Origin of the sequence: Enterococcus alishanensis, assembly GCF_019218635.1 — a bacterium.
Taxonomy (GTDB): Bacteria; Bacillota; Bacilli; order Lactobacillales; family Enterococcaceae; genus Enterococcus_A; species Enterococcus_A alishanensis.
Map to the genome: position 1 here is coordinate 292,918 of NZ_JAHUZB010000002.1, position 20,225 is coordinate 313,142.

Consider the following 20,225-nt stretch of genomic DNA (forward strand, 5'->3'; position numbering starts at 1 on the left):
TTTATCTGTAGAGGCTTCCACAGCGATATTTTTGCTTATAACGGTTTAACAGTTTCAAATTGTTGAACTGACTGTGTTGAAAAAAAGCCCTCATTTAAAAGAGGACTTGAAATCTTAAAAAACGTAGTTATATTAATTCATTATTTAATTCTGGCAGAAGTTTATAAATCGAAAAGAAATAGTATGATCCAATTGTCTTTATAAGATGGTGCCTCAAACCCACTATTAAGAGATGTACATTTTTAAATATCTCTAACTTATTCGAGTAGCGATAAATTAAATATGATTTCTCTAGTTTCTGAATTTTTTTAAAATCTCTTTGAATATGTTCAGTGGAAGATTCTTTAAAAAGTAAAAATTCAAAGAATTATCATTTTAAGATTATTCAATCATTTCTTCATTATTTATTAGGTCTGTAACTTTTCCTTCATCATTTTTATTTTTGTCACTTTTTTTGCATAAAGAAGTTAGATAGATGCCTGATAGGCTAGGCAGCACAATTAAAATGATTGGCAATAGACTTTTAGTAAACCACACGGACAAGATCACTAACCCAAAAGAAAATATGATTTCTTGGATGTTACCTTTTATGGTTTCTAATAATGAATATTGCTGATTTTCTTTTGGCGTTACAATGAATTTCGGTTTAATCCCAATCCATGCTTTGGTCGCTCCATAAAAACTGATCCAATATAATGAACCATAAAGAAGAAAGGCAGAAAATAAGTATCCAAGGCTTTTTAGAATTGGATAACGGCCTAATAAATAGACCATGTCATTAATAGTTGGCGCATACAAGAATATAATTGTCGGTGTCATTAACCATAGCGGATACCCTGCGCTCACACCCAATACTGGCAGGAGAATTAAATTGATAATCAAAAATAAAAAGAAAACTGTAGACATTGGTAAACTAAATGTGAATAGAACAACATCTAACTTTTCAAACCAGCGTAAATTTTTGCTAAACATTAATTTTTTTGCATAGTTACTAATAAATTCTAAATTTCCGCCTGTCCATTTCAGATGCCTTTTTTTAAAAGCGAAGTAGTCTACAGGGTACTCTTCTTCACATACAATATAAGTTGAGAAAGCTGTAAAATAGCCTTTAATTTTTGCTTCTATAGAAAAGCATAAATCTTCTGCAACAAGATGTGGAAACTGTCCCACTGCTTTAAAGCATTCTCTAGAAATCATTGCTCCATGTCCCAAAAATGACATAAATCCATATCTTTCTTTCATTGCTTGATAAGTTGGCCAATGTGCATCTACTCCTACAGAAAAACGTTCCATGAATTTCGTTTTGTTCCTTGTTGATATGTGATTAGCTTGTAATAGTCCTATTTCTGGATAATAGGAAAAGTAATGTAAGGATTTAGTAATAAAATCTTCTGGAATGATTTCATCGCTATCTAAAATAACAAAAAAATCATAATCATCTCGATCCACTAGATAATTATTCAGATTACCAGCCTTGTATCCTTCACGATCCTCTCTTCTTACAACTTCAATTGAATGGAGTTGAGCAAAAGTATCAATTCGTTCTTTGTATTGATCTTCGCTGGAATCATCAAGGATGACTGTTTTATAATTTGAATATTGTTGATTCATAGAAGTAGTTAAACTGTCTTCTATAAAATCATTGCAAGTACAGTAAAGCAACAGAACACGAGTATCCTTGTATTGAGGTAGTACATCTGTTTCTAATACCTTCAGTTCTTGTTTTTGCAATTTTCTATATTTAAACTGATAAAAGAAAATATAAACAATATCTTTCGTTCCATTTAACCAAAAATATAAGATGAAAACAGTATTTACCATTAAAAGAATAATGGTCCAGATAGATACATTCATGGCTTTGTTCTGAATAATTGTTGTAATGAAAGTAATTAAACCGAAAGCACTTAAAATTCCCCATGCAATCAATATCCATATATATAGACTACAGTTCTTTTTTATTGTGTTTTTTTCCTTTTCCAATTTGTCCAATTCCTTTCAACGATAAAACAGACACTGCTACAATTAATAATCCTAATAAAATCGGATTTTTCATTAAATATAGAGAGTGTAGATCATTCTCAAATAGTGTTACTAAAAAGTCCAATCCTCCTCCTCCTTTGCGAGCATGTTTCAATAGCAATTTTTATAATTGCATATTTTTTAAACATAAAGTGCTTTTTGAATCCGTTTACATAGTTTTTTTATTTAGAAAAACAAATTTTTATCTATATATAAAGTATAGTTTTTCTAGAAATATTGAAGTAAAAATACTTTTTTTTAGAAATAAAAAACCTTGTCAGGATATGAAACATTTCCAATGAAAAAAAGCACTCTTTTTTCTTCAATATTAAATGTACTGGCCTTTTTGTAGCCTAATATATTGTTTATTATGAAAAAAACCATCTATAAAATAAAAAAATTGATAAAATTTTTTAGAAATCAAATGATACAAAGGAACCATTTCATTTAAAAATTGTACATGCCATCATCGAACCTATGTTTTTGCTATATGTTGCAGCAGCATCGATTTATTTCTTTTTAGTGGAGTCACTAGACGGGTTAATTATGTTGATATTTGTTAGGTTAATTATTTCTATTGAAGTGGTCTAGGAATGGAAGACTGTGGCAAGCCGCTTCAGAAGATTACTGGCGGACAGACTATGTATACGCAGGAATGCTTGTTACAGTCGGAAGTTTAGTAGTTATGGTTGATAAAAATAGCTAAAGTTATTTTGGTAGCTTCTTTTTACTATTCCTCTGAAGGATGAATTGAGAATTAAACTATTTAGATGTGTAACTTTTATAAGAATTTAGAAAATTGTGAAAAGATGCAGATCGGTTGTGTCATTTTTTTATTAAAATAACCGTGTTCAAAAAATTGCATATTTTGTAAAAAAAAATAAAAACTGATAGTTGTTTTTTTAGGGGGAAATATAAACACCTGAGCAATTTTGAAAAAGAAAGTAGTTTTAATACTATTTAAATAATTTAAGTGGATTGTTTTGTATTATTCAAAGAAAAACATCCATTTAATTATGGTACAATCAGAGGTGTCTATCTAAGATTTAAGGTATTAGGAGGAAGTATTTATATGGCTATACAATGGTTTCCAGGACACATGGCGAAGGCTCGGCGTGAAGTTCAGGAAAAATTAAAATATGTAGATATCGTTTTTGAGTTGGTAGATGCTCGGCTACCAAAATCATCCCGTAACCCGATGCTGGATCAAATTATTCAACAAAAACCACGGATTATATTATTAAACAAAGCAGATTTAGCGGACCCTGTCCAAACCCAAAAGTGGCAAAACTATTTTAACAATCTTGGCTATGAAACATTGGCTTTGACTGCGAAAAATGATAAAAGTGTCAAACAAATTGTGCCAGCTGCTAAAAAGGTTTTGGCTGAAAAAAGAGCACGGGATAAAGAAAAGGGTCTAAAAGAACGAGCTATTCGAGCAATTGTTTTAGGCATTCCAAATGTGGGGAAATCAACATTACTTAATCACTTAGCTGGGAAAAAAGTTGCCACGACAGGTAACAAGCCAGGTGTAACAAAAGGTCAGCAATGGTTGCGTTTTAATTCACAATTAGAATTATTGGATACACCAGGAATTTTGTGGCCAAAATTCGAAGATCCAGAGGTGGGTAAAAGGCTGGCTTTGACTGGTGCGATTAAGGATGATTTATTACAATTGGATGATTTAGCCATTTACGAGTTGGAAATTCTTAGTCGTTTTTATCCAGAAATTTTGATGGAACGGTATCAATTATCTGAAGATGATTTGTTTCAACCAGCAGCGGAAATATTAATGGAAATCACCAAAAAACGCGGTTTTAAAGATGATTATGAACGTGGTAGTGAGTTGTTAATCAATGAATTACGTCAAGGACGTTTAGGACGATTCACACTTGATCGTTATGAGGAGAAGGTAGATTAATGGGGAAGCTGTCAATTCAGGAAATAAAACAAATTCTATTAACAATTACAGCAGATAATGACCCACAATTAATGATCTTTCGTGAGGATTCCAGAAAAGGTGTTCAGCAAGCAATTATTCAGTGGGAAAATCAACAGTTAAAAAAAATTGCTTTAAAAAAACAATATCAAGAAATGTCGCAATTTGAAAAAGAGAAAAAAGCGGCCGGTTTTACCGCAATTTGTGGCATTGATGAAGTCGGTCGAGGGCCATTAGCGGGACCTGTGGTTGCAGCGGCAGTTATTTTAAATGAAGACCATCAAATTCTTGGTTTAAATGATTCTAAACAATTATCTATAACAAAAAGAGAAAGTTTAGTTAAAGAAATTAAGAAAAATGCTCGCGCAATTGGAATTGGGGAAGCAACGGCTGAGGAAATCGATCAAATAAATATTTATGAAGCCACAAAAGTTGCGATGCAAAGAGCAATTGATCAGTTGGAAATCTCCCCAGACTGCTTGTTAATTGATGCCATGGTATTACCAAACGGCTTACCTCAAGAAAAAATTATCAAAGGAGATGCCCGTTCGGTGTCGATCGCGGCTGCCAGCATTATTGCCAAAGTTTATCGCGATGAGTGGATGACAAATTATGGTAAAGATTATCCGGCGTACGGTTTTGACAAAAATGCTGGTTATGGCACAAAACAACATATGGCTGCTATTGAGAGTCAAGGAATATTATCGATTCATCGTAAAACTTTCGCACCGATTAAAGATAAATAAAGCAAAACCTCTCTTTTAAACTACCTTATTAATAAATGGTAGAAAAGAGGGGATTTTTTTGGAAGAAAGAGATTTTTTGTTGCGGTTAAGCTTGACAAAAGGGATAGGCATCGTTAGTAAAACCAAAATTTACAATTTTGCTAAAACAAATCATTTTTGGAATCTGACGGCTAATGAAATTGGCTTAATTACCAAATGCCGTCAGCCGAATAATTGGCACGATTTGACTATGGATCATTTAGCTGAAATAAAACGAACGCATCAATACATTACTTACTGCGATGAAATATATCCTGAAGAATTACGTCAAATTCCTCAGCCTCCACTTGTTATTTTTTATAAAGGGAATATTGATCTTATTTCCAGAAGTAAAATTGCAGTTGTTGGTGCGAGAAATGCCTCTAATTATGGTTTTGACGTTTGTAAAAAATTGGTTGGAGATTTGGTGAAGCACCAATTTGTGATTGTTAGTGGTTTAGCTAAGGGAATCGATTCGTATGCCCATCAGTTTGCCATCAGTTATTTTGGAAAAACAATTGCTGTAATTGGTACAGGCTTAGATATTTGTTATCCTAAAGAGTCAGCAAACTTACAAATTGAGATGGCTAAAAATCATTTAATCTTAAGCGAGTATCCTAATGGCACGTCTCCACAAAAATTTCATTTTCCAATGCGGAATCGAATCATTGCTGCTTTGGCAAGTGGTGTGTTAGTTGTAGAAGCAAAAGTTCGTAGCGGGTCACTAATTACGGCTCAAGTTGCTTTGGAGTATGGTAAGGAAGTTTTTGCTGTACCCGGAAGCATTATTGATGGTCGTTCCAGTGGTTGCCATCAACTAATTCAAGATGGTGCAGTCTGTGTGGAGAACGTGCAGAATATTATAGATTCTTACCAATTATTGAAAAAAATTTACTAGCGCTTACTTGACAAATAAATTCTGAATGGCTAATATAGGCTACGATTTGAAAAAAGCTTCAAAAAAGTAGATATATAATAGAAGAAAAAATTTAAGGAGGCAAAAAACTTTGGCCTATAAGAATTTAGTCATTGTGGAATCGCCAGCAAAAGCAAAAACAATTGAAAAGTATTTAGGGAGAAATTATAAAGTTGTAGCAAGTGTCGGACACGTTCGCGATCTACCGAAAAGCAAAATGGGGATTGATGTTGAAAACAATTATGAACCTCATTATATCAACATTCGTGGAAAAGGCGATGTGATTAAGGGCTTGAAACAGGCAGCCAAAAAAGCGCAAAATGTCTATCTCGCAAGTGACCCGGACCGTGAAGGTGAAGCGATAGCTTGGCATTTGGCATATATTTTGAAATTAGATTTGGAAGATAAAAATCGAGTGGTTTTTAACGAAATTACAAAAGATGCAGTAAAAGCTGCCTTCAAAGAACCTCGGACAATTGATGTTTCACTAGTCGATGCCCAACAAGCCCGTCGTGCATTGGATCGTTTAGTAGGTTATAGCATTTCACCTATTTTATGGAAAAAAGTCAAAAAAGGTTTAAGTGCGGGTCGAGTCCAATCGATTGCCTTAAAAATTATTATTGATCGCGAGAAAGAAATTCGTGATTTTAAACCAGAAGAATATTGGAGTATTGACGGTAATTTTAAAAAGAAAACCAAAAAATTTAAAGCTAATTTCTGGGGAGTCGATGGTAAAAAGAAAAAATTACCAAACTCTGAGGCTGTAAAAGAAGTTATCAATCGAATTGATGGTAAAGATTATGATGTCACCAAAGTTGAAAAGAAAGAGCGTAAACGAAATGCGCCAAATCCATTTACCACAAGTAGTTTACAACAAGAGTCTGCTCGTAAAATAAATTTCCGTACTAGGAAGACCATGATGGTAGCACAACAATTGTACGAAGGAATTACTTTAGGGAAACAGGGAACAGTCGGATTAATCACTTATATGCGTACAGATTCCACTCGGATTTCTGATACGGCTAAGACTGAAGCAGCGACTTACATTGAAGAAACTTATGGTAAAGAATATTCGCAACACCATGCCCGTAAAACAAAAAATCCACAAGGTTCACAGGATGCCCATGAGGCAATTCGCCCTACCAGTGTCACTCGTACACCAGAAGTAATGAAACAATACTTAGATAAAGATCAGTTAAAACTTTATACATTAATCTGGTCACGTTTTGTTGCCAGTCAAATGACACCAGCTGTTTTTGATACAGTTCGCGCAACTTTGGAACAAAATGGTGTGACTTTTGTAGCAAATGGCTCGAGAGTGAAATTTAAAGGTTATATGATTGTGTATATAGAAGGTCGCGATGATGGCAAAGAAGATAAAGACAATATTTTGCCAGATTTAGCTGAAGGCGATAAAGTGCAATCTATCGATATCGAACCAAAACAACATTTTACTCAACCACCAGCTCGTTATAGTGAAGCAACTCTAATAAAAACTTTAGAAGAAAATGGCGTGGGACGTCCATCAACCTATGCACCAACTTTAGAAACAATTCAACGACGTTACTATGTAAAATTAAATCAAAAACGCTTTGAGCCGACAGAACTAGGCGAGATTGTTAATTCATTGATTGTGGAATTCTTCCCACAAATTGTCGATGTTAACTTTACAGCTTCGATGGAAAATGACTTGGATAAAGTCGAAGAAGGCAAAGAAGAATGGATTAAAGTCGTAGATAAATTCTACCGACCATTTGCTGAAGAGTTAGAAAAAGCTGAAGAAAATATGGAAAAAATCCAAATTAAGGATGAGCCAGCAGGTTTTGACTGCGACGTTTGTGGTAATCCGATGGTGATTAAACTTGGAAGATACGGAAAATTCTATGCATGTAGTAACTTTCCAGATTGTCGTAATACCAAACCAATCATTAAAGAAATTGGTGTGGAGTGTCCTGTCTGTCATGAAGGTCAAGTTGTGGAAAGAAAGTCTAAGAAAAATCGTTTATTCTATGGTTGTTCTCGTTATCCAGATTGTGATTTTACTTCGTGGGATAAACCAATTGGCCGTAATTGTCCGAAGGATGGCGGCTACTTAGTTGAGAAAAAAGTTAAAGGTGGCAAACAAGTAGTCTGTGTGAACGGTGATTATGAAGAAGCACCGCAAAAATAATTTGAAGTGAGGAACAAGATGAAACCTGTGAATGTAATTGGTGCGGGATTGGCTGGTAGTGAAGCCGCATGGCAGATCGCCGAAGCAGGCGTCCTGGTGAATTTATATGAAATGCGCCCAGTTAAATCAACACCCGCTCATAAAACAGAAAAATTCGCTGAATTAGTTTGTAGTAATTCTTTACGAGGAAACAGTTTAGCAAATGCGGTAGGAGTTTTAAAAGAAGAAATGCGCCGCTTAAATTCTGTCGTCATATCTTCAGCTGATGAAACAGCGGTACCAGCTGGTGGCGCCTTGGCAGTTGACCGTGAAGGCTTCTCAGAATTGATTACAAAAAAAGTTAAAAATCATCCCTTAGTGACTGTCATTAATGAAGAAGTGAATGATTTACCAGAAGGAATTACCATAATTGCAACGGGTCCTTTGACTTCTGAAACATTGGCTGAGAAAATTGCTGAATATAATGGTTCCCACGGATTTTATTTTTATGACGCTGCGGCTCCAATTTTAGATGGTTCAACGATTGATCGAGAAAAAGTTTATTTGAAATCACGCTATGACAAAGGTGAGGCAGCTTATTTAAACTGTCCAATGAATAAAGAAGAATTTGATGCTTTTCGAGAGGCACTTATTGAAGCAGAAGTAGCTGAGCAAAAAGAATTTGAAAAAGAAAAGTATTTCGAAGGCTGTATGCCGATTGAAGTAATGGCTAATCGTGGAGAAAAAACGATGCTTTTTGGTCCCATGAAACCAGTTGGACTAGAAGATCCTAAAACTGGTAAACGTCCCTACGCAGTTATTCAATTACGTCAGGATAATGCGGCAGCGTCAATGTACAATATCGTAGGTTTTCAAACTCATTTAAAATGGGGCGAACAAAAAAGAGTCTTTCGAATGATTCCCGGTTTGGAAAATGCAGAGTTTTTACGGTACGGTGTTATGCATCGTAATAGTTTTATGAATTCACCAGAATTATTAAAACCCACATATCAAAGCAAAAAACGTGCTGATTTATTTTTCGCCGGACAAATGACTGGTGTAGAAGGTTATGTTGAAAGTGCGGGCAGTGGCTTAGTCGCTGGAATTAACGCAGCAAAATTAGCCAAGGGTGAAGAGTTGATTGAATTTCCACCAGAAACTGCGATTGGCTCAATGGCATATTATATTACTCATGCAGAAGGAAAACACTTCCAACCAATGAATGCCAACTTCGGTTTATTTCCAAGTTTGCCAGAACGAATCAAAGATAAAAAACTGCGCTATGAAACGTTAGCCAATCGTGCATTAGTAGCATTAGCCGAAACAAAAATTTAATAAAAGTAAAAGATGAAGTTCATATTGACTTCATCTTTTTTTGTTATCTTAAAAAACCTAAACAGGAAATTGTAAGGTAATTCGTGAAAACTCAATAAATTCTGACAATTTAATTGTATTTATCGATTGGCTGTGCTAAATTTACATATATCTGAGGTGATTAAATGGAGAACCAAAAATTAATTTCAGAATTTTTAAGTTATTTGATTAATCAAAGAGGTTATTCACCTGAAACGGAAAAAGGCTATGGGAATGATTTAGTTGATTTTTTAGAATTCTTAACAGAGTCTGGTGAAGCTAATTTACTAAAAGTGCAACATTTAGATGTTCGAATTTACCTTTCCTATTTAAACGATCTCAAGTATAGTCGCAATACGATTAGCCGTAAAATTGCTAGCTTAAGATCATTTTACCAGTATCTTTTACGTCTAGAGATGATAGAGGAAAACCCATTTTCTTATGTCCATTTAAAAAAGAAAAATGCTAAGTTGCCACGTTTCTTTTTTGAAAAAGAAATACAAGTATTATTTGATAGCGTATCTGGTGATAAACCATTGGATCAAAGAAATCGGGCATTATTAGAAATATTATACGGTGCTGGTTTGCGAGTGAGTGAATGCGCTAACTTAACCTTGTCAGTAGTAGATTTTGATAATAGTGTCTTATTGATTCACGGAAAAGGTGGTAAAGATCGTTATGTGCCACTGGGATCTTATGCAGCGGATGCTTTAAAAGAATATTTAAATGATGGCCGACAAAAAATCATGGCACATTTTCAACAAAGCCATGATTTTGTATTCATTAACCATCGAGGTGTTCAGATTACGCCAACTGGAATTGAATATGTCTTAAAACAAATTATAAAAAAGAGTAGTTTAGCTAGTGACATTCATCCACATATGCTGCGACATACTTTTGCCACGCATTTACTAAATAATGGGGCCGATTTAAGAACGGTGCAGGAACTATTGGGTCATAGTAATCTATCTTCCACTCAAATTTACACACATGTAACAAAGGAAAGTTTACAAAAAAATTATCGCTCATTTCATCCAAGAGCATAAACTAGGAGGAAACAGGAATGTCAGAATCACAATTTCATTCAACAACTATATGTGCCGTTGAAAAAGACGGCAAATTGGCGATGGCTGGAGACGGTCAAGTAACCATGGGACAACAAATCATGATGAAGGGAACCGCTAGAAAAGTTCGCCGCATCTATAATGGAGAAGTGGTAGTCGGATTTGCAGGCAGTGTGGCAGATGCCTTTACCCTTGAAGAAAAATTTGAAGGCAAATTAAATGAATACAATGGCAATTTACAAAGAGCAGCCGTTGAGTTAGCCCAAGAGTGGCGCACTCAACAAGCAATGAAAAACTTAGAAGCTTTGTTAATTGTTATGAATAAAGAAGAAATGCTATTAGTATCAGGAAATGGTGAAGTAATTGCACCAGATGACGGTATTCTAGCCATCGGTTCAGGAGGAAACTATGCTTTAGCTGCTGCTCGAGCAATGAAAAAACATAATCCTGAAATGAGTGCTAAAGAAGTTGCTGAGAGTGCTTTAAATATTGCGGCAGATATTTGTGTCTTCACTAATCATAATATCATTGTCGAAGAAATGTAAAGGAGTTAAAAAATGAGTGAAATGAATAAAACCCCAAAAGAAATAGTCGCTGAATTAGATCAATATATTATCGGTCAAAATGACGCTAAGAGATCAGTTGCCATTGCATTACGGAATCGTTATCGACGAATGCAATTAGAAGAAAGTATGCAGCAAGAAGTAACGCCAAAAAATATTTTAATGATTGGTCCAACTGGTGTTGGGAAAACTGAAATTGCTCGTCGATTGGCTCGAATTGTTAAAGCACCTTTTGTCAAAGTCGAAGCTACAAAATTTACCGAAGTTGGTTATGTTGGTCGTGATGTTGAGTCGATGGTGCGGGATTTAGTCGAAAATGCAATTACAATAGTTGAAAAAGAACAGTATTCTCGTGTATATAGCCAAGCCTTAAAAAAAGCTAATAAACGATTAGTGAAAGTTTTAGTTCCTGGAATCAAAAAAGAACAAAATAACCAAAATAATAATCCTTATCAACAAATGATGAATATGTTTAATCAGGCACAAACCAATGAACCTAAAGAAGAAATCACAGAAGAAATAAAAGTGAATCGTTCAACAATCTTAGAACAATTAGAAAAGGGTGCTTTAGATAGCCGCGAAGTGACTATTGAAATCGAAGAGCCGAAAAAAAATGCTCCCCAAATGAATAATGCGATGGAACAAATGGGTATTGATCTTAATGATGCATTAGGCGCGCTAAGTCCTAGTAAAAAGATCCAACGAACAGTCACTGTTAAAGAGGCGCAAGAATTATTAGTCAGAGAAGAGCAAGCAAAACTTGTTAACGAGGCGGATATTTCTACTGCAGCAATTCGATTGGCTGAAAGTTCAGGCATTATTTTCATTGATGAAATCGATAAGATTACTTCAAAATCCCAACAAAATTCAGGAGAAGTTTCGCGAGAAGGTGTTCAAAGAGATATCTTGCCAATCGTGGAAGGCTCACAAGTAAATACAAAATATGGTGCCATTCAAACTGACCATGTGCTATTTATTGCTAGTGGTGCATTTTCTTTATCTAAACCAAGTGATTTGATTCCTGAATTACAAGGTCGCTTCCCAATTCGGGTAGAATTATCTGATCTAACGGCGGAAGATTTTGTTCGTATTTTAACTGAACCGAACAATGCATTAATCAGCCAGTATGTTGCTTTAATCGGAACAGAAAATGTTAATGTGATTTTTACTCAAGAAGCTATCAAAAAAATTGCCGAAATTGCGTACAATGTCAATCGTGAAACGGACAATATCGGGGCTCGACGTCTTCATACTATTTTAGAGAAATTACTAGAAGATTTATTATACGAAGCACCAGATATGCAAATGGGGGAAATTCGCATTACGGAAGCCTATGTGGATGAAAAATTAGCTAGCATTGCTGAAAACAAAGATTTAAGTCGCTATATATTATAAAAAAGGGGTTGTTAAAAATATGGTCTCATTGCTAGAAAAAACTCGTCAAATCAATAAATTGATGCAACAAAAAAACGCTTTTGAACCACAAGCTGAAATGCCTTACAATAACATGGCTCGAATTTTAGGAGATGTGTTAGAAGCTTTGACGTATATTATCGGTTCTGATGGAAAATTATTAGGTTACAATGAAAAGATTGATATTAATACTGATCGGGTAAAGTCATTTATTGTTGATCGGCAATTTCCAGAAATATATGTATCGAATATGGAAAACGTTGAAAAAACGGAAGCCAATATTTCAGTGGAAAATCCTTTAACCGCTTTTCCAACCGAACGATCTGAATATTATCCTAATGGTTTGACAACAGTGATTCCGATTTTCGGTTCTGGAGAGCGTTTAGGAACAATTGTTGTAGCTAGAACAGATGAAGCTTTTGGTGACGATGATTTAGTCCTAGCAGAATATGGTGCAACTGTTGTCGGTATGGAAATTTTGTACCAACAATTCTTAAATGTTGAAGAAAATGTTCGTTCACAAACAGCTGTCCAAATGGCCATTAACACTCTTTCATATAGTGAATTAAAGGCTGTAAAAGCGATATTTGCAGCTCTCGAAGGTGATGAAGGAAGATTAACTGCTTCTAATATTGCTGATGAAATTGGGATTACTCGTTCAGTGATTGTAAATGCTTTACGAAAGTTAGAATCGGCTGGTATTATTGATTCACGATCTTTAGGAATGAAAGGCACATACTTAAAGGTGTTGAACCCGCTCTTTAAAGAAGAGCTGGCCCGTCACCGCTAAACGAGGGGGCTTGCAAATGTCAGTAACAATTAAGAATGAATATTTGACTGCAATAATTAATGAAAAAGGGGCAGAATTAACCAGTCTTTCTGCGAATCAAATTGAGTATATTTGGCAGGCTGACCCAAATTATTGGGGACGTCACGCACCAATTCTATTTCCTTTTGTGGGTCGTTTGAAGAACGACCAATATACTTATCAAGGGGAAAATTATCCAATGGGTCAACATGGTTTTGCCCGTGATAAAAAATTTGAATTGTTAGAGCAAACTGCTGAAAAAGCTACATTTATTTTGAAGAGTGATGCTGAAACAAAAAAGATCTATCCTTTTGATTTTGTTTTGATTGTTAGTTATGAGGTTTGGGGAGAGGGGCTCCGGATACGTTTTGAAGTCCAAAATCCTAGTTCAGGCGAATTAATTTTCGCTTTGGGTGGACATCCAGCGTTTAACATTCCTTTAGAAGAAAACTTAACATTTGATGACTATTTTATTGCTTTTTCACCGCAAAAAAGTCGGATAAAGATTCCTTTGGAGGGACCGTTTGCTAATTTAGATCAAAAAACTTTAGGTCAAACCAACACCAATATTCAATTGAGTCATGACTTATTTAAAGAAGATGCGTTAATTTATGAAACTCGTGGACTTAATTCATATACTGTTGGTTCAGAAGATTCAAAACATAACGTTACAGTGACTTATAATAATATTCCTTACGTTGGCTTTTGGTCTCCAATGCCAAAAGAAGCACCCTTTTTATGTATTGAACCTTGGTGGGGATTTGCGGATACAGTTAATAGCACTGGCAAATTGGAGGACAAAGCAGGTATGCAGCATTTGCCAGCAAACGAGACATTTAAAACCGAATTTTCAATTACTATTCATTGAGGTGAAACGAATGGAAATTATTAAGTATGATAAAAAATACCAGCAGCAGTTAACCGATTTGATTGTAGGTATTCAAACAGATGAATTTGAGGTAAATATTACGTTAGCAGATCAGCCAGATTTGGCTAATATTCCTGATTTTTATCAAAAAGATGGTGGAAATTTTTGGCTAGCTATCGACCAAGGTCAGGTGGTAGGGACAATTGCTTTGATCCGTTTGAAGGATGGCAATAGTGCTTTAAGAAAAATGTTTGTTAATAAAAAATACCGTGGCAAAGCTCAAGTTGGTCAGAAATTATTGGATGTGTTGTTGGATTATTGTAAAACCGAAGACATTCACTATGTATATTTAGGAACTATTGATATTTTCAAGGCGGCTTTGGGATTTTACAAGAAAAATCAGTTTGTCGCTTTACCATTGACTGATTTTCCAAAGGACTATCCGGTTGTTGCGGTTGATAATGTATTTTTAATGAGAGAAATTTAAAAAAACCAGCTCGTCGCCTAAGCGATTAGCTGGATTTTTTGTGTAAACCAAAGGATATTCGGCTTTCTGTACCATTTTTTATTCGAATGATGTTTTCTCGATGACGATAAATAATGTAGCAAGTTAGTGCAAAACAAATAATAGTTAATAACCAGTTAAAGTTAGGTAGAATTCCTGTATGTGTCAAGGGTAAAATAATTGTCGATAATGTTACAAAGATCGCTGCAATGATACTAGTAGCGCTCACCATACTGGTAATGTACAAAATAATGATAAAAAAGATTAGCGAATACAAGAAAAACTGGGGACTGTAACCTAATAACATGCCACCACTTGTTGCAACTGCTTTTCCACCTTTAAATCCAGCAAAGATTGGTAAAGTATGGCCGATGACAGCAACTAAACCGAACCAAAGTGGATTAATCTCTAAATGGAAAATCATTGGTAGGCAAGTTGCTAAAGTTCCCTTTAATAAATCCATCAAAAAAACAATTGCACCGGCTTTTTTACCTAAAACACGGAAGGTGTTGGTAGTGCCGGTATTTTTACTACCAAAATCACGGATATCTTTTTTAAAGAAAATTTTGCCGATCCAGACACCTGATGGAATCGAACCTAAAAAATAAGCTACTGCCAAAAGCATAGCTGTTTCCATATAAATCCTCATTTCTATCAATAATATGTTCATTTTAGCAGATTTCAAATATGTGAACAAATCAATTTCACATGTTATACTATAAAAAAAGAAAGAGGTGGACTGATGGCGTTTGAAAATCCTAGTCAAGAAAAGATTTTCGATTATCTGAATGATGCTAAAGTTATTGCGGTTGTAGGCTTAAGTGATAATCCAACTAAAACAAGCTATGCCATTGCGGATCTTTTGAAAAAATTTAATTATACATTATACGGTGTGAATCCGAAACTTGCTGGTCAGACAGTGAATGAGATTCCTGTTGTCGCAACCTTAGCTGAAGTTCCTGAGTCGATTGATATTGTTGATATTTTCCGTCGTAGTGAGTTTCTACCACAAGTAGCCGAAGATTTTATCAAAACAGATGCAAAAGTATTTTGGGCTCAATTAGGTTTACAAAGCGAAGAAGCTTATGAAATTTTGAAAGAAGCCGGAAAAAAAGATGTCGTGATGAATCGGTGTATCAAGATCGAATTAGGTAAAAGAGGATAAACTTTTATTTGTAATCATGACAAAAAATTGATAAAATGCCTCTCGGGTACTAAGGGAGGCTTTTTTTTTGGCCAAATTTAGCGTATCATACAAGAGATGTATTTTTTAGATAGGAGCTGTAGGATTGGCTAAGAAGATAAATAATGAATATAATGATGCTTCTATTCAAGTGTTAGAAGGATTGGAAGCAGTTAGAAAACGTCCAGGAATGTATATCGGTTCGACTGACAGCCGTGGTTTACATCATTTGGTTTATGAAATCGTTGATAATGCAGTTGATGAAGCATTATCTGGTTTCGGTAGTGACATTGAAGTAACTTTACACCCTGATAATAGTGTGGAAGTTAGCGATAAAGGTCGTGGGATGCCAGTTGGGATGCATGCTTCAGGAATTCCCACGGTAGAAGTAATTTTTACTATTTTACATGCCGGCGGAAAATTTGGTCAGGGCGGCTACAAAACGTCTGGTGGATTACATGGTGTTGGTGCCAGTGTGGTAAACGCTCTATCAAGTTGGCTGACAGTAAATATTGTTCGTGATGGTGTTGAGTATCAACAAGAATTTAAAAATGGTGGTAAACCACAAGGCACTCTGAAAAAAATTGGCAAAACTAAAAAACCAAACGGTACAATGGTTCATTTTATGCCAGATGATACAATTTTTAGCACAGTTAAATTTTCTTTTGATACTTTAGCTGAACGATTGCGAGAATCGGCTTTCTTATTACGTGGTGTCAAAATTACTTTAAATGATTTACGGGGAGAAGAAAAAAATTCCGAAGTCTATCATTTTGAAGAAGGTATCAAGGAATTTGTAGCTTATTTAAATGAAGACAAAGATACTCTAACACCGGTTACTTATTTTTCTGGAGAAAAAGAAGGAATCGAAGTTGAGTTTTCTTATCAATATAATGATGGCTACTCAGAAAATATCTTATCTTTTGTTAATAACGTCCGCACAAAAGATGGTGGTACCCATGAAGCAGGGATGAAGACATCGATTACAAAGGCATTCAACGAGTATGCTCGTAAAACTGGGTTACTGAAAGAAAAAGATAAGAATTTAGAAGGTACAGATTTCCGTGAAGGTTTGGCGGCAGTATTATCAGTTCGCATTCCTGAAAACCTATTACAATTTGAGGGCCAAACCAAAGAAAAACTCGGAACGCCAGCTGCTAGAGGAGCGGTTGATAGTGTGATTAGTGAACAGCTAGGCTACTATCTACAAGAAAATAGCGAAAATAGTCAGATGTTGGTCCGCAAGGCTGTCAAAGCCCGAGAAGCTCGTGAGGCTGCTCGTAAAGCGCGAGAAGAAAGCCGTAATGGCAAAAAACGTAAAAAAGGTGAGTCACTACTTTCTGGTAAATTGACTCCGGCTCAATCCCGGAATGCAAAACGTAATGAACTATTTTTAGTCGAAGGAGATTCTGCTGGTGGTTCAGCTAAGCAAGGACGCGATCGAAAATTCCAAGCAATTTTGCCTTTAAGAGGGAAAGTCATCAATACTGAAAAAGCCAAAATGCAAGATATCTTAAAAAATGAAGAAATCAATACGATGATTTATACAATTGGTGCTGGCGTTGGTCCAGAATTTAGTATTGAAGACTGCAATTACGATAAAGTGATAATCATGACCGATGCGGATACCGATGGTGCCCATATCCAAGTCTTATTACTGACTTTCTTTTATCGTTATATGAAACCATTGATTGAAGCTGGGAAAATTTATATAGCTTTACCACCATTGTATAAAGTTTCAAAAGGTAGCGGTAAAAAACAAGTAGTGGAATATGTTTGGACTGACGATGAATTACAATCAGCGATTGAAACAGTTGGCAAAGGTTATATGTTACAGCGTTATAAAGGTCTCGGAGAAATGAATGCTGATCAATTATGGGAAACAACCATGGATCCAGAGCATCGTACATTGGTTCGTGTAAGAATAGATGACGCTGCTAAAGCAGAACGAAGAGTCACTACTTTAATGGGGGATAAAGTTGAACCCCGTAGAAAGTGGATTGAAAGCCATGTTCAATTTACCTTGGAAGAAGATGGTAGTTTGTTGGACAGTAAAACAGAAGACGATATTACGGCAACTACCACTGTAGTTAAAGATCCAACTGAAACGGAAATTTATCAAGCAAATTTATTTGATGGGGAGGAATAGCCTTGGAAAATCAACATGCGATTCAAGAATTAACATTAGAAGAAGTCATGGGAGAACGCTTCGGGCGCTATTCTAAATACATTATTCAAGAACGGGCACTGCCGGACATTCGAGACGGTTTAAAACCTGTTCAACGGCGCATCTTGTATGCAATGGATAAAGATGGCAATACTTTTGACAAAGGGTTTCGTAAGTCTGCTAAGTCAGTTGGAAATATCATGGGGAATTATCATCCTCACGGCGACAGTTCAATTTATGAAGCTATGGTCCGAATGAGCCAGGACTGGAAATTACGGGAAGTATTAATTGAGATGCATGGTAATAACGGTTCGATGGATGGAGATCCACCTGCTGCGATGCGGTATACTGAAGCACGTTTATCAAAATTAAGCGGTGAAATGCTGCAAGACATCGAAAAAGAAACAGTCGACTTCGTCTGGAATTTTGATGATACTGAAAAAGAACCGACTGTTTTACCAGCTGCGTATCCTAATTTGTTGGTTAATGGTTCAACAGGGATTTCTGCAGGTTATGCAACTGAAATTCCGACCCATAATTTAGCTGAAGTGATAGATGGTACCATTTATTTGATTGATCATCCTAATGCTGATCTAACTAAAATTATGACTTATATTCCTGGACCAGATTTTCCAACTGGTGCAATTTTACAAGGAAAAGATGAAATCAAAAAGGCCTATGAAACAGGTCGTGGCAAAGTAATCTTACGTTCAAAGACTTCAATTGAACAGTTAAAAGGTGGCAAACAACAAATTGTCATTCATGAAATTCCTTATGAGGTTAATAAAGCTGTGCTAGTGAAAAAAATGGATGAAATCCGTTTAAACAAGAAAATTGATGGTATCGCAGAAGTTCGTGATGAAACAGATCGGACTGGTTTGCAAATTGTTGTGGAATTGAAAAAAGATGTGAATGCAGAAGGTATTCTAAACTACCTATTTAAAAATACTGATTTACAAATCAATTATAATTTCAATATGGTTGCAATTGATAATATGACACCAAAACAAGTTGGCTTGGTTCATGTTTTAAAGAGCTATATTGGTCACCGCCAATCCGTTATTACTAAACGAAGCCAGTATGAATTGACTAAAGCTCGTAAACGTCAGCATATCGTCGAAGGTTTGGTTAAAGCTTTGTCGATTTTAGATGAAGTCATTGCAGCAATTCGCGGAAGTAAAGATAAAAAAGATGCCAAAAATAATTTAGTTGCCCAATTTGATTTTACCGAAGAACAAGCGGAAGCAATTGTGACTTTGCAATTGTATCGTTTAACCAATACGGATATCACACAATTAGAAAAAGAAGCTGAAGAGTTAGCAGCTAAGATCAAAGAATTACAATTAATCTTAAACAGTGATAAAGAACTTTTTAAAATAATGAAACAAGAACTACGTCAAATTAAGAAACAATATGGCAATGACCGTCTGACTAAAATTGAAGAAGAAATTTCTGAAATAAAAATTGAAACTGAAGTTTTAATCACACAAGAAGATGTCATAGTGACCTTAACAAAGGAAGGTTATTTGAAACGTAGTAGTATTCGGTCATATAATGCCTCACAAGTAAATGAACATGGCATGAAAGATGGCGATCAACTAATCTTTATTGATAAATTGAATACCTTGGACCATTTAATGATATTAACCAATCATGGCAATATGATCTATCGACCAATTCATGAAATTACTGATTTAAAATGGAAAGATGTTGGTGAACATATTTCACAAACAATCTCAAATTTATCAATCGATGAAGAAGTGGTAGCAGTATTTCCTTATAAAGAGATTGATGAGAATGCTGTTTTTATCTTTATGACAAGATCAGGCATGATTAAGCAAACGAAGATGTCTGAATTTTCTCCATGGCGTACCTATCGAAGTCGTTCAACCTTAGCAATGAAAATGAAAAACGCTGAAGATAAAGTTGTTTCAGCGATTTTAACCAATCAGAAAAATGACATGGACATCTTTACTGCTACCAACCGAGCTTTTGGATTGCGTTATCCATTAACTGAAGTTCCTTGTTTAGGTGCGAAAGCTGCTGGTGTGAAATCAGTTAACTTGAAAGAGGGCGATTTCATTGTTGGTGGTGCACTAGTCTTTTCTGAAGGGGATTCACCAATTACATTAATTAGTCAACGAGGTGCGGCAAAACGTATCTTGGCTCAAGAACTACCTCAACTTGGTCGTGCTAAACGAGGGTTAATGATTTTCAGAGAATTAAAGAAAAATCCTCATCGATTGGTTTATTTAACGGATCAGTCAATAGGGGAATTAAACATCACTAGTCAAAATGGCACTGAACACTCAATCGCGATTTCTGATATCGTCTTAAGTGATCGTATGTCGAACGGATCATTTGTGATAGATGAAAAAAATGAAGGTCAAGTATATAGTGTTTCATTAGTGAAGGAATTATCTGAAGAAAACAGTTAATCTGTAATACACAGATTGATGAAAACGGCTATCTGTATTAATACAGATAGCCGTTTTTTGTATCACATAATAACTG

17 protein-coding genes are annotated in these 20,225 nt (G+C 35.4%); 14 read left to right on the plus strand and 3 right to left on the minus strand.

Going from position 1 to position 20,225, the window contains the following annotated elements; genetic code table 11:
• Nucleotides 1–381: 381 nt before the first annotated feature.
• Together KUA55_RS05095 and KUA55_RS05100 are read right to left on the minus strand one after the other, a co-directional pair.
• The gene (locus KUA55_RS05095) at nt 382–1,980 is read right to left on the minus strand and encodes a glycosyltransferase family 2 protein (RefSeq protein ID WP_218325101.1); all 1,599 of its coding nucleotides are present in this window, start codon (nt 1,978–1,980) and stop codon (nt 382–384) included.
• Nucleotides 1,943–2,104, minus strand: coding sequence for a hypothetical protein (locus KUA55_RS05100; RefSeq protein WP_218325102.1), 162 nt, complete (start codon nt 2,102–2,104; stop codon nt 1,943–1,945). Before KUA55_RS05100 ends, KUA55_RS05095 begins: the two co-directional genes overlap by 38 nt.
• A gap of 987 nt (nt 2,105–3,091) precedes the next feature.
• Between KUA55_RS05100 and ylqF the strand changes: the two genes are divergently transcribed.
• The 11 genes from ylqF (at nt 3,092) to KUA55_RS05155 (ending at nt 14,343) form a co-directional block, all read left to right on the plus strand.
• A complete protein-coding gene (gene ylqF, locus KUA55_RS05105) occupies nt 3,092–3,940 on the plus strand; it encodes a ribosome biogenesis GTPase YlqF (protein ID WP_218325103.1) in 849 nt (282 codons plus the stop codon).
• Nucleotides 3,940–4,704, plus strand: a complete 765-nt coding sequence (locus tag KUA55_RS05110; RefSeq protein ID WP_218325104.1) for a ribonuclease HII — start codon at nt 3,940–3,942, stop codon at nt 4,702–4,704. The genes ylqF and KUA55_RS05110 overlap by 1 nt, the downstream gene beginning before the upstream one ends.
• Before the next feature lie 58 nt (nt 4,705–4,762).
• The gene (gene dprA / locus KUA55_RS05115; protein ID WP_218325105.1) at nt 4,763–5,620 is read left to right on the plus strand and encodes a DNA-processing protein DprA; all 858 of its coding nucleotides are present in this window, start codon (nt 4,763–4,765) and stop codon (nt 5,618–5,620) included.
• 109 nt (nt 5,621–5,729) lie between these two features.
• On the plus strand, nt 5,730–7,808 hold the full coding sequence (topA, locus tag KUA55_RS05120) for a type I DNA topoisomerase (protein ID WP_218325106.1): 2,079 nt from the start codon (nt 5,730–5,732) through the stop codon (nt 7,806–7,808).
• Nucleotides 7,809–7,826: 18 nt separating this feature from the next.
• Complete coding sequence (gene trmFO / locus KUA55_RS05125; protein ID WP_218325107.1) at nt 7,827–9,122, plus strand: FADH(2)-oxidizing methylenetetrahydrofolate--tRNA-(uracil(54)-C(5))-methyltransferase TrmFO; 1,296 nt, start codon at nt 7,827–7,829, stop codon at nt 9,120–9,122.
• 164 nt (nt 9,123–9,286) lie between these two features.
• Nucleotides 9,287–10,186 (plus strand): tyrosine recombinase XerC, encoded by a 900-nt coding sequence (xerC, locus tag KUA55_RS05130; protein ID WP_218325108.1) that lies wholly within the window; start codon nt 9,287–9,289, stop codon nt 10,184–10,186.
• A 17-nt stretch (nt 10,187–10,203) separates the two neighbouring features.
• On the plus strand, nt 10,204–10,749 hold the full coding sequence (gene hslV, locus KUA55_RS05135; RefSeq protein WP_218325109.1) for an ATP-dependent protease subunit HslV: 546 nt from the start codon (nt 10,204–10,206) through the stop codon (nt 10,747–10,749).
• A gap of 12 nt (nt 10,750–10,761) precedes the next feature.
• Complete coding sequence (gene hslU, locus KUA55_RS05140) at nt 10,762–12,162, plus strand: ATP-dependent protease ATPase subunit HslU (RefSeq protein WP_218325110.1); 1,401 nt, start codon at nt 10,762–10,764, stop codon at nt 12,160–12,162.
• Nucleotides 12,163–12,181: 19 nt separating this feature from the next.
• Nucleotides 12,182–12,970, plus strand: coding sequence for a GTP-sensing pleiotropic transcriptional regulator CodY (codY, locus tag KUA55_RS05145; RefSeq protein ID WP_218325111.1), 789 nt, complete (start codon nt 12,182–12,184; stop codon nt 12,968–12,970).
• 16 nt (nt 12,971–12,986) lie between these two features.
• Nucleotides 12,987–13,856, plus strand: a complete 870-nt coding sequence (locus KUA55_RS05150; protein ID WP_218325112.1) for an aldose 1-epimerase family protein — start codon at nt 12,987–12,989, stop codon at nt 13,854–13,856.
• Nucleotides 13,857–13,866: 10 nt separating this feature from the next.
• Complete coding sequence (locus KUA55_RS05155; RefSeq protein ID WP_218325113.1) at nt 13,867–14,343, plus strand: GNAT family N-acetyltransferase; 477 nt, start codon at nt 13,867–13,869, stop codon at nt 14,341–14,343.
• A gap of 25 nt (nt 14,344–14,368) precedes the next feature.
• Here KUA55_RS05155 and plsY read toward each other — a convergent pair whose 3' ends face one another.
• Nucleotides 14,369–14,998: a glycerol-3-phosphate 1-O-acyltransferase PlsY gene (gene plsY, locus KUA55_RS05160; protein WP_218325114.1), complete on the minus strand. Its 630-nt coding sequence runs from the start codon at nt 14,996–14,998 to the stop codon at nt 14,369–14,371.
• A gap of 105 nt (nt 14,999–15,103) precedes the next feature.
• Here plsY and KUA55_RS05165 point away from each other — a divergent pair, with 105 nt between their 5' ends.
• The 3 genes from KUA55_RS05165 to parC all read left to right on the plus strand — a co-directional run bounded on the left by KUA55_RS05165 (nt 15,104) and on the right by parC (nt 20,149).
• Nucleotides 15,104–15,526: a CoA-binding protein gene (locus KUA55_RS05165; RefSeq protein ID WP_218325115.1), complete on the plus strand. Its 423-nt coding sequence runs from the start codon at nt 15,104–15,106 to the stop codon at nt 15,524–15,526.
• Nucleotides 15,527–15,650: 124 nt separating this feature from the next.
• On the plus strand, nt 15,651–17,693 hold the full coding sequence (gene parE, locus KUA55_RS05170; RefSeq protein WP_218325116.1) for a DNA topoisomerase IV subunit B: 2,043 nt from the start codon (nt 15,651–15,653) through the stop codon (nt 17,691–17,693).
• 47 nt (nt 17,694–17,740) lie between these two features.
• Nucleotides 17,741–20,149, plus strand: a complete 2,409-nt coding sequence (gene parC / locus KUA55_RS05175) for a DNA topoisomerase IV subunit A (protein WP_425514601.1) — start codon at nt 17,741–17,743, stop codon at nt 20,147–20,149.
• The last annotated feature ends 76 nt before the right edge of the window (nt 20,150–20,225 follow it).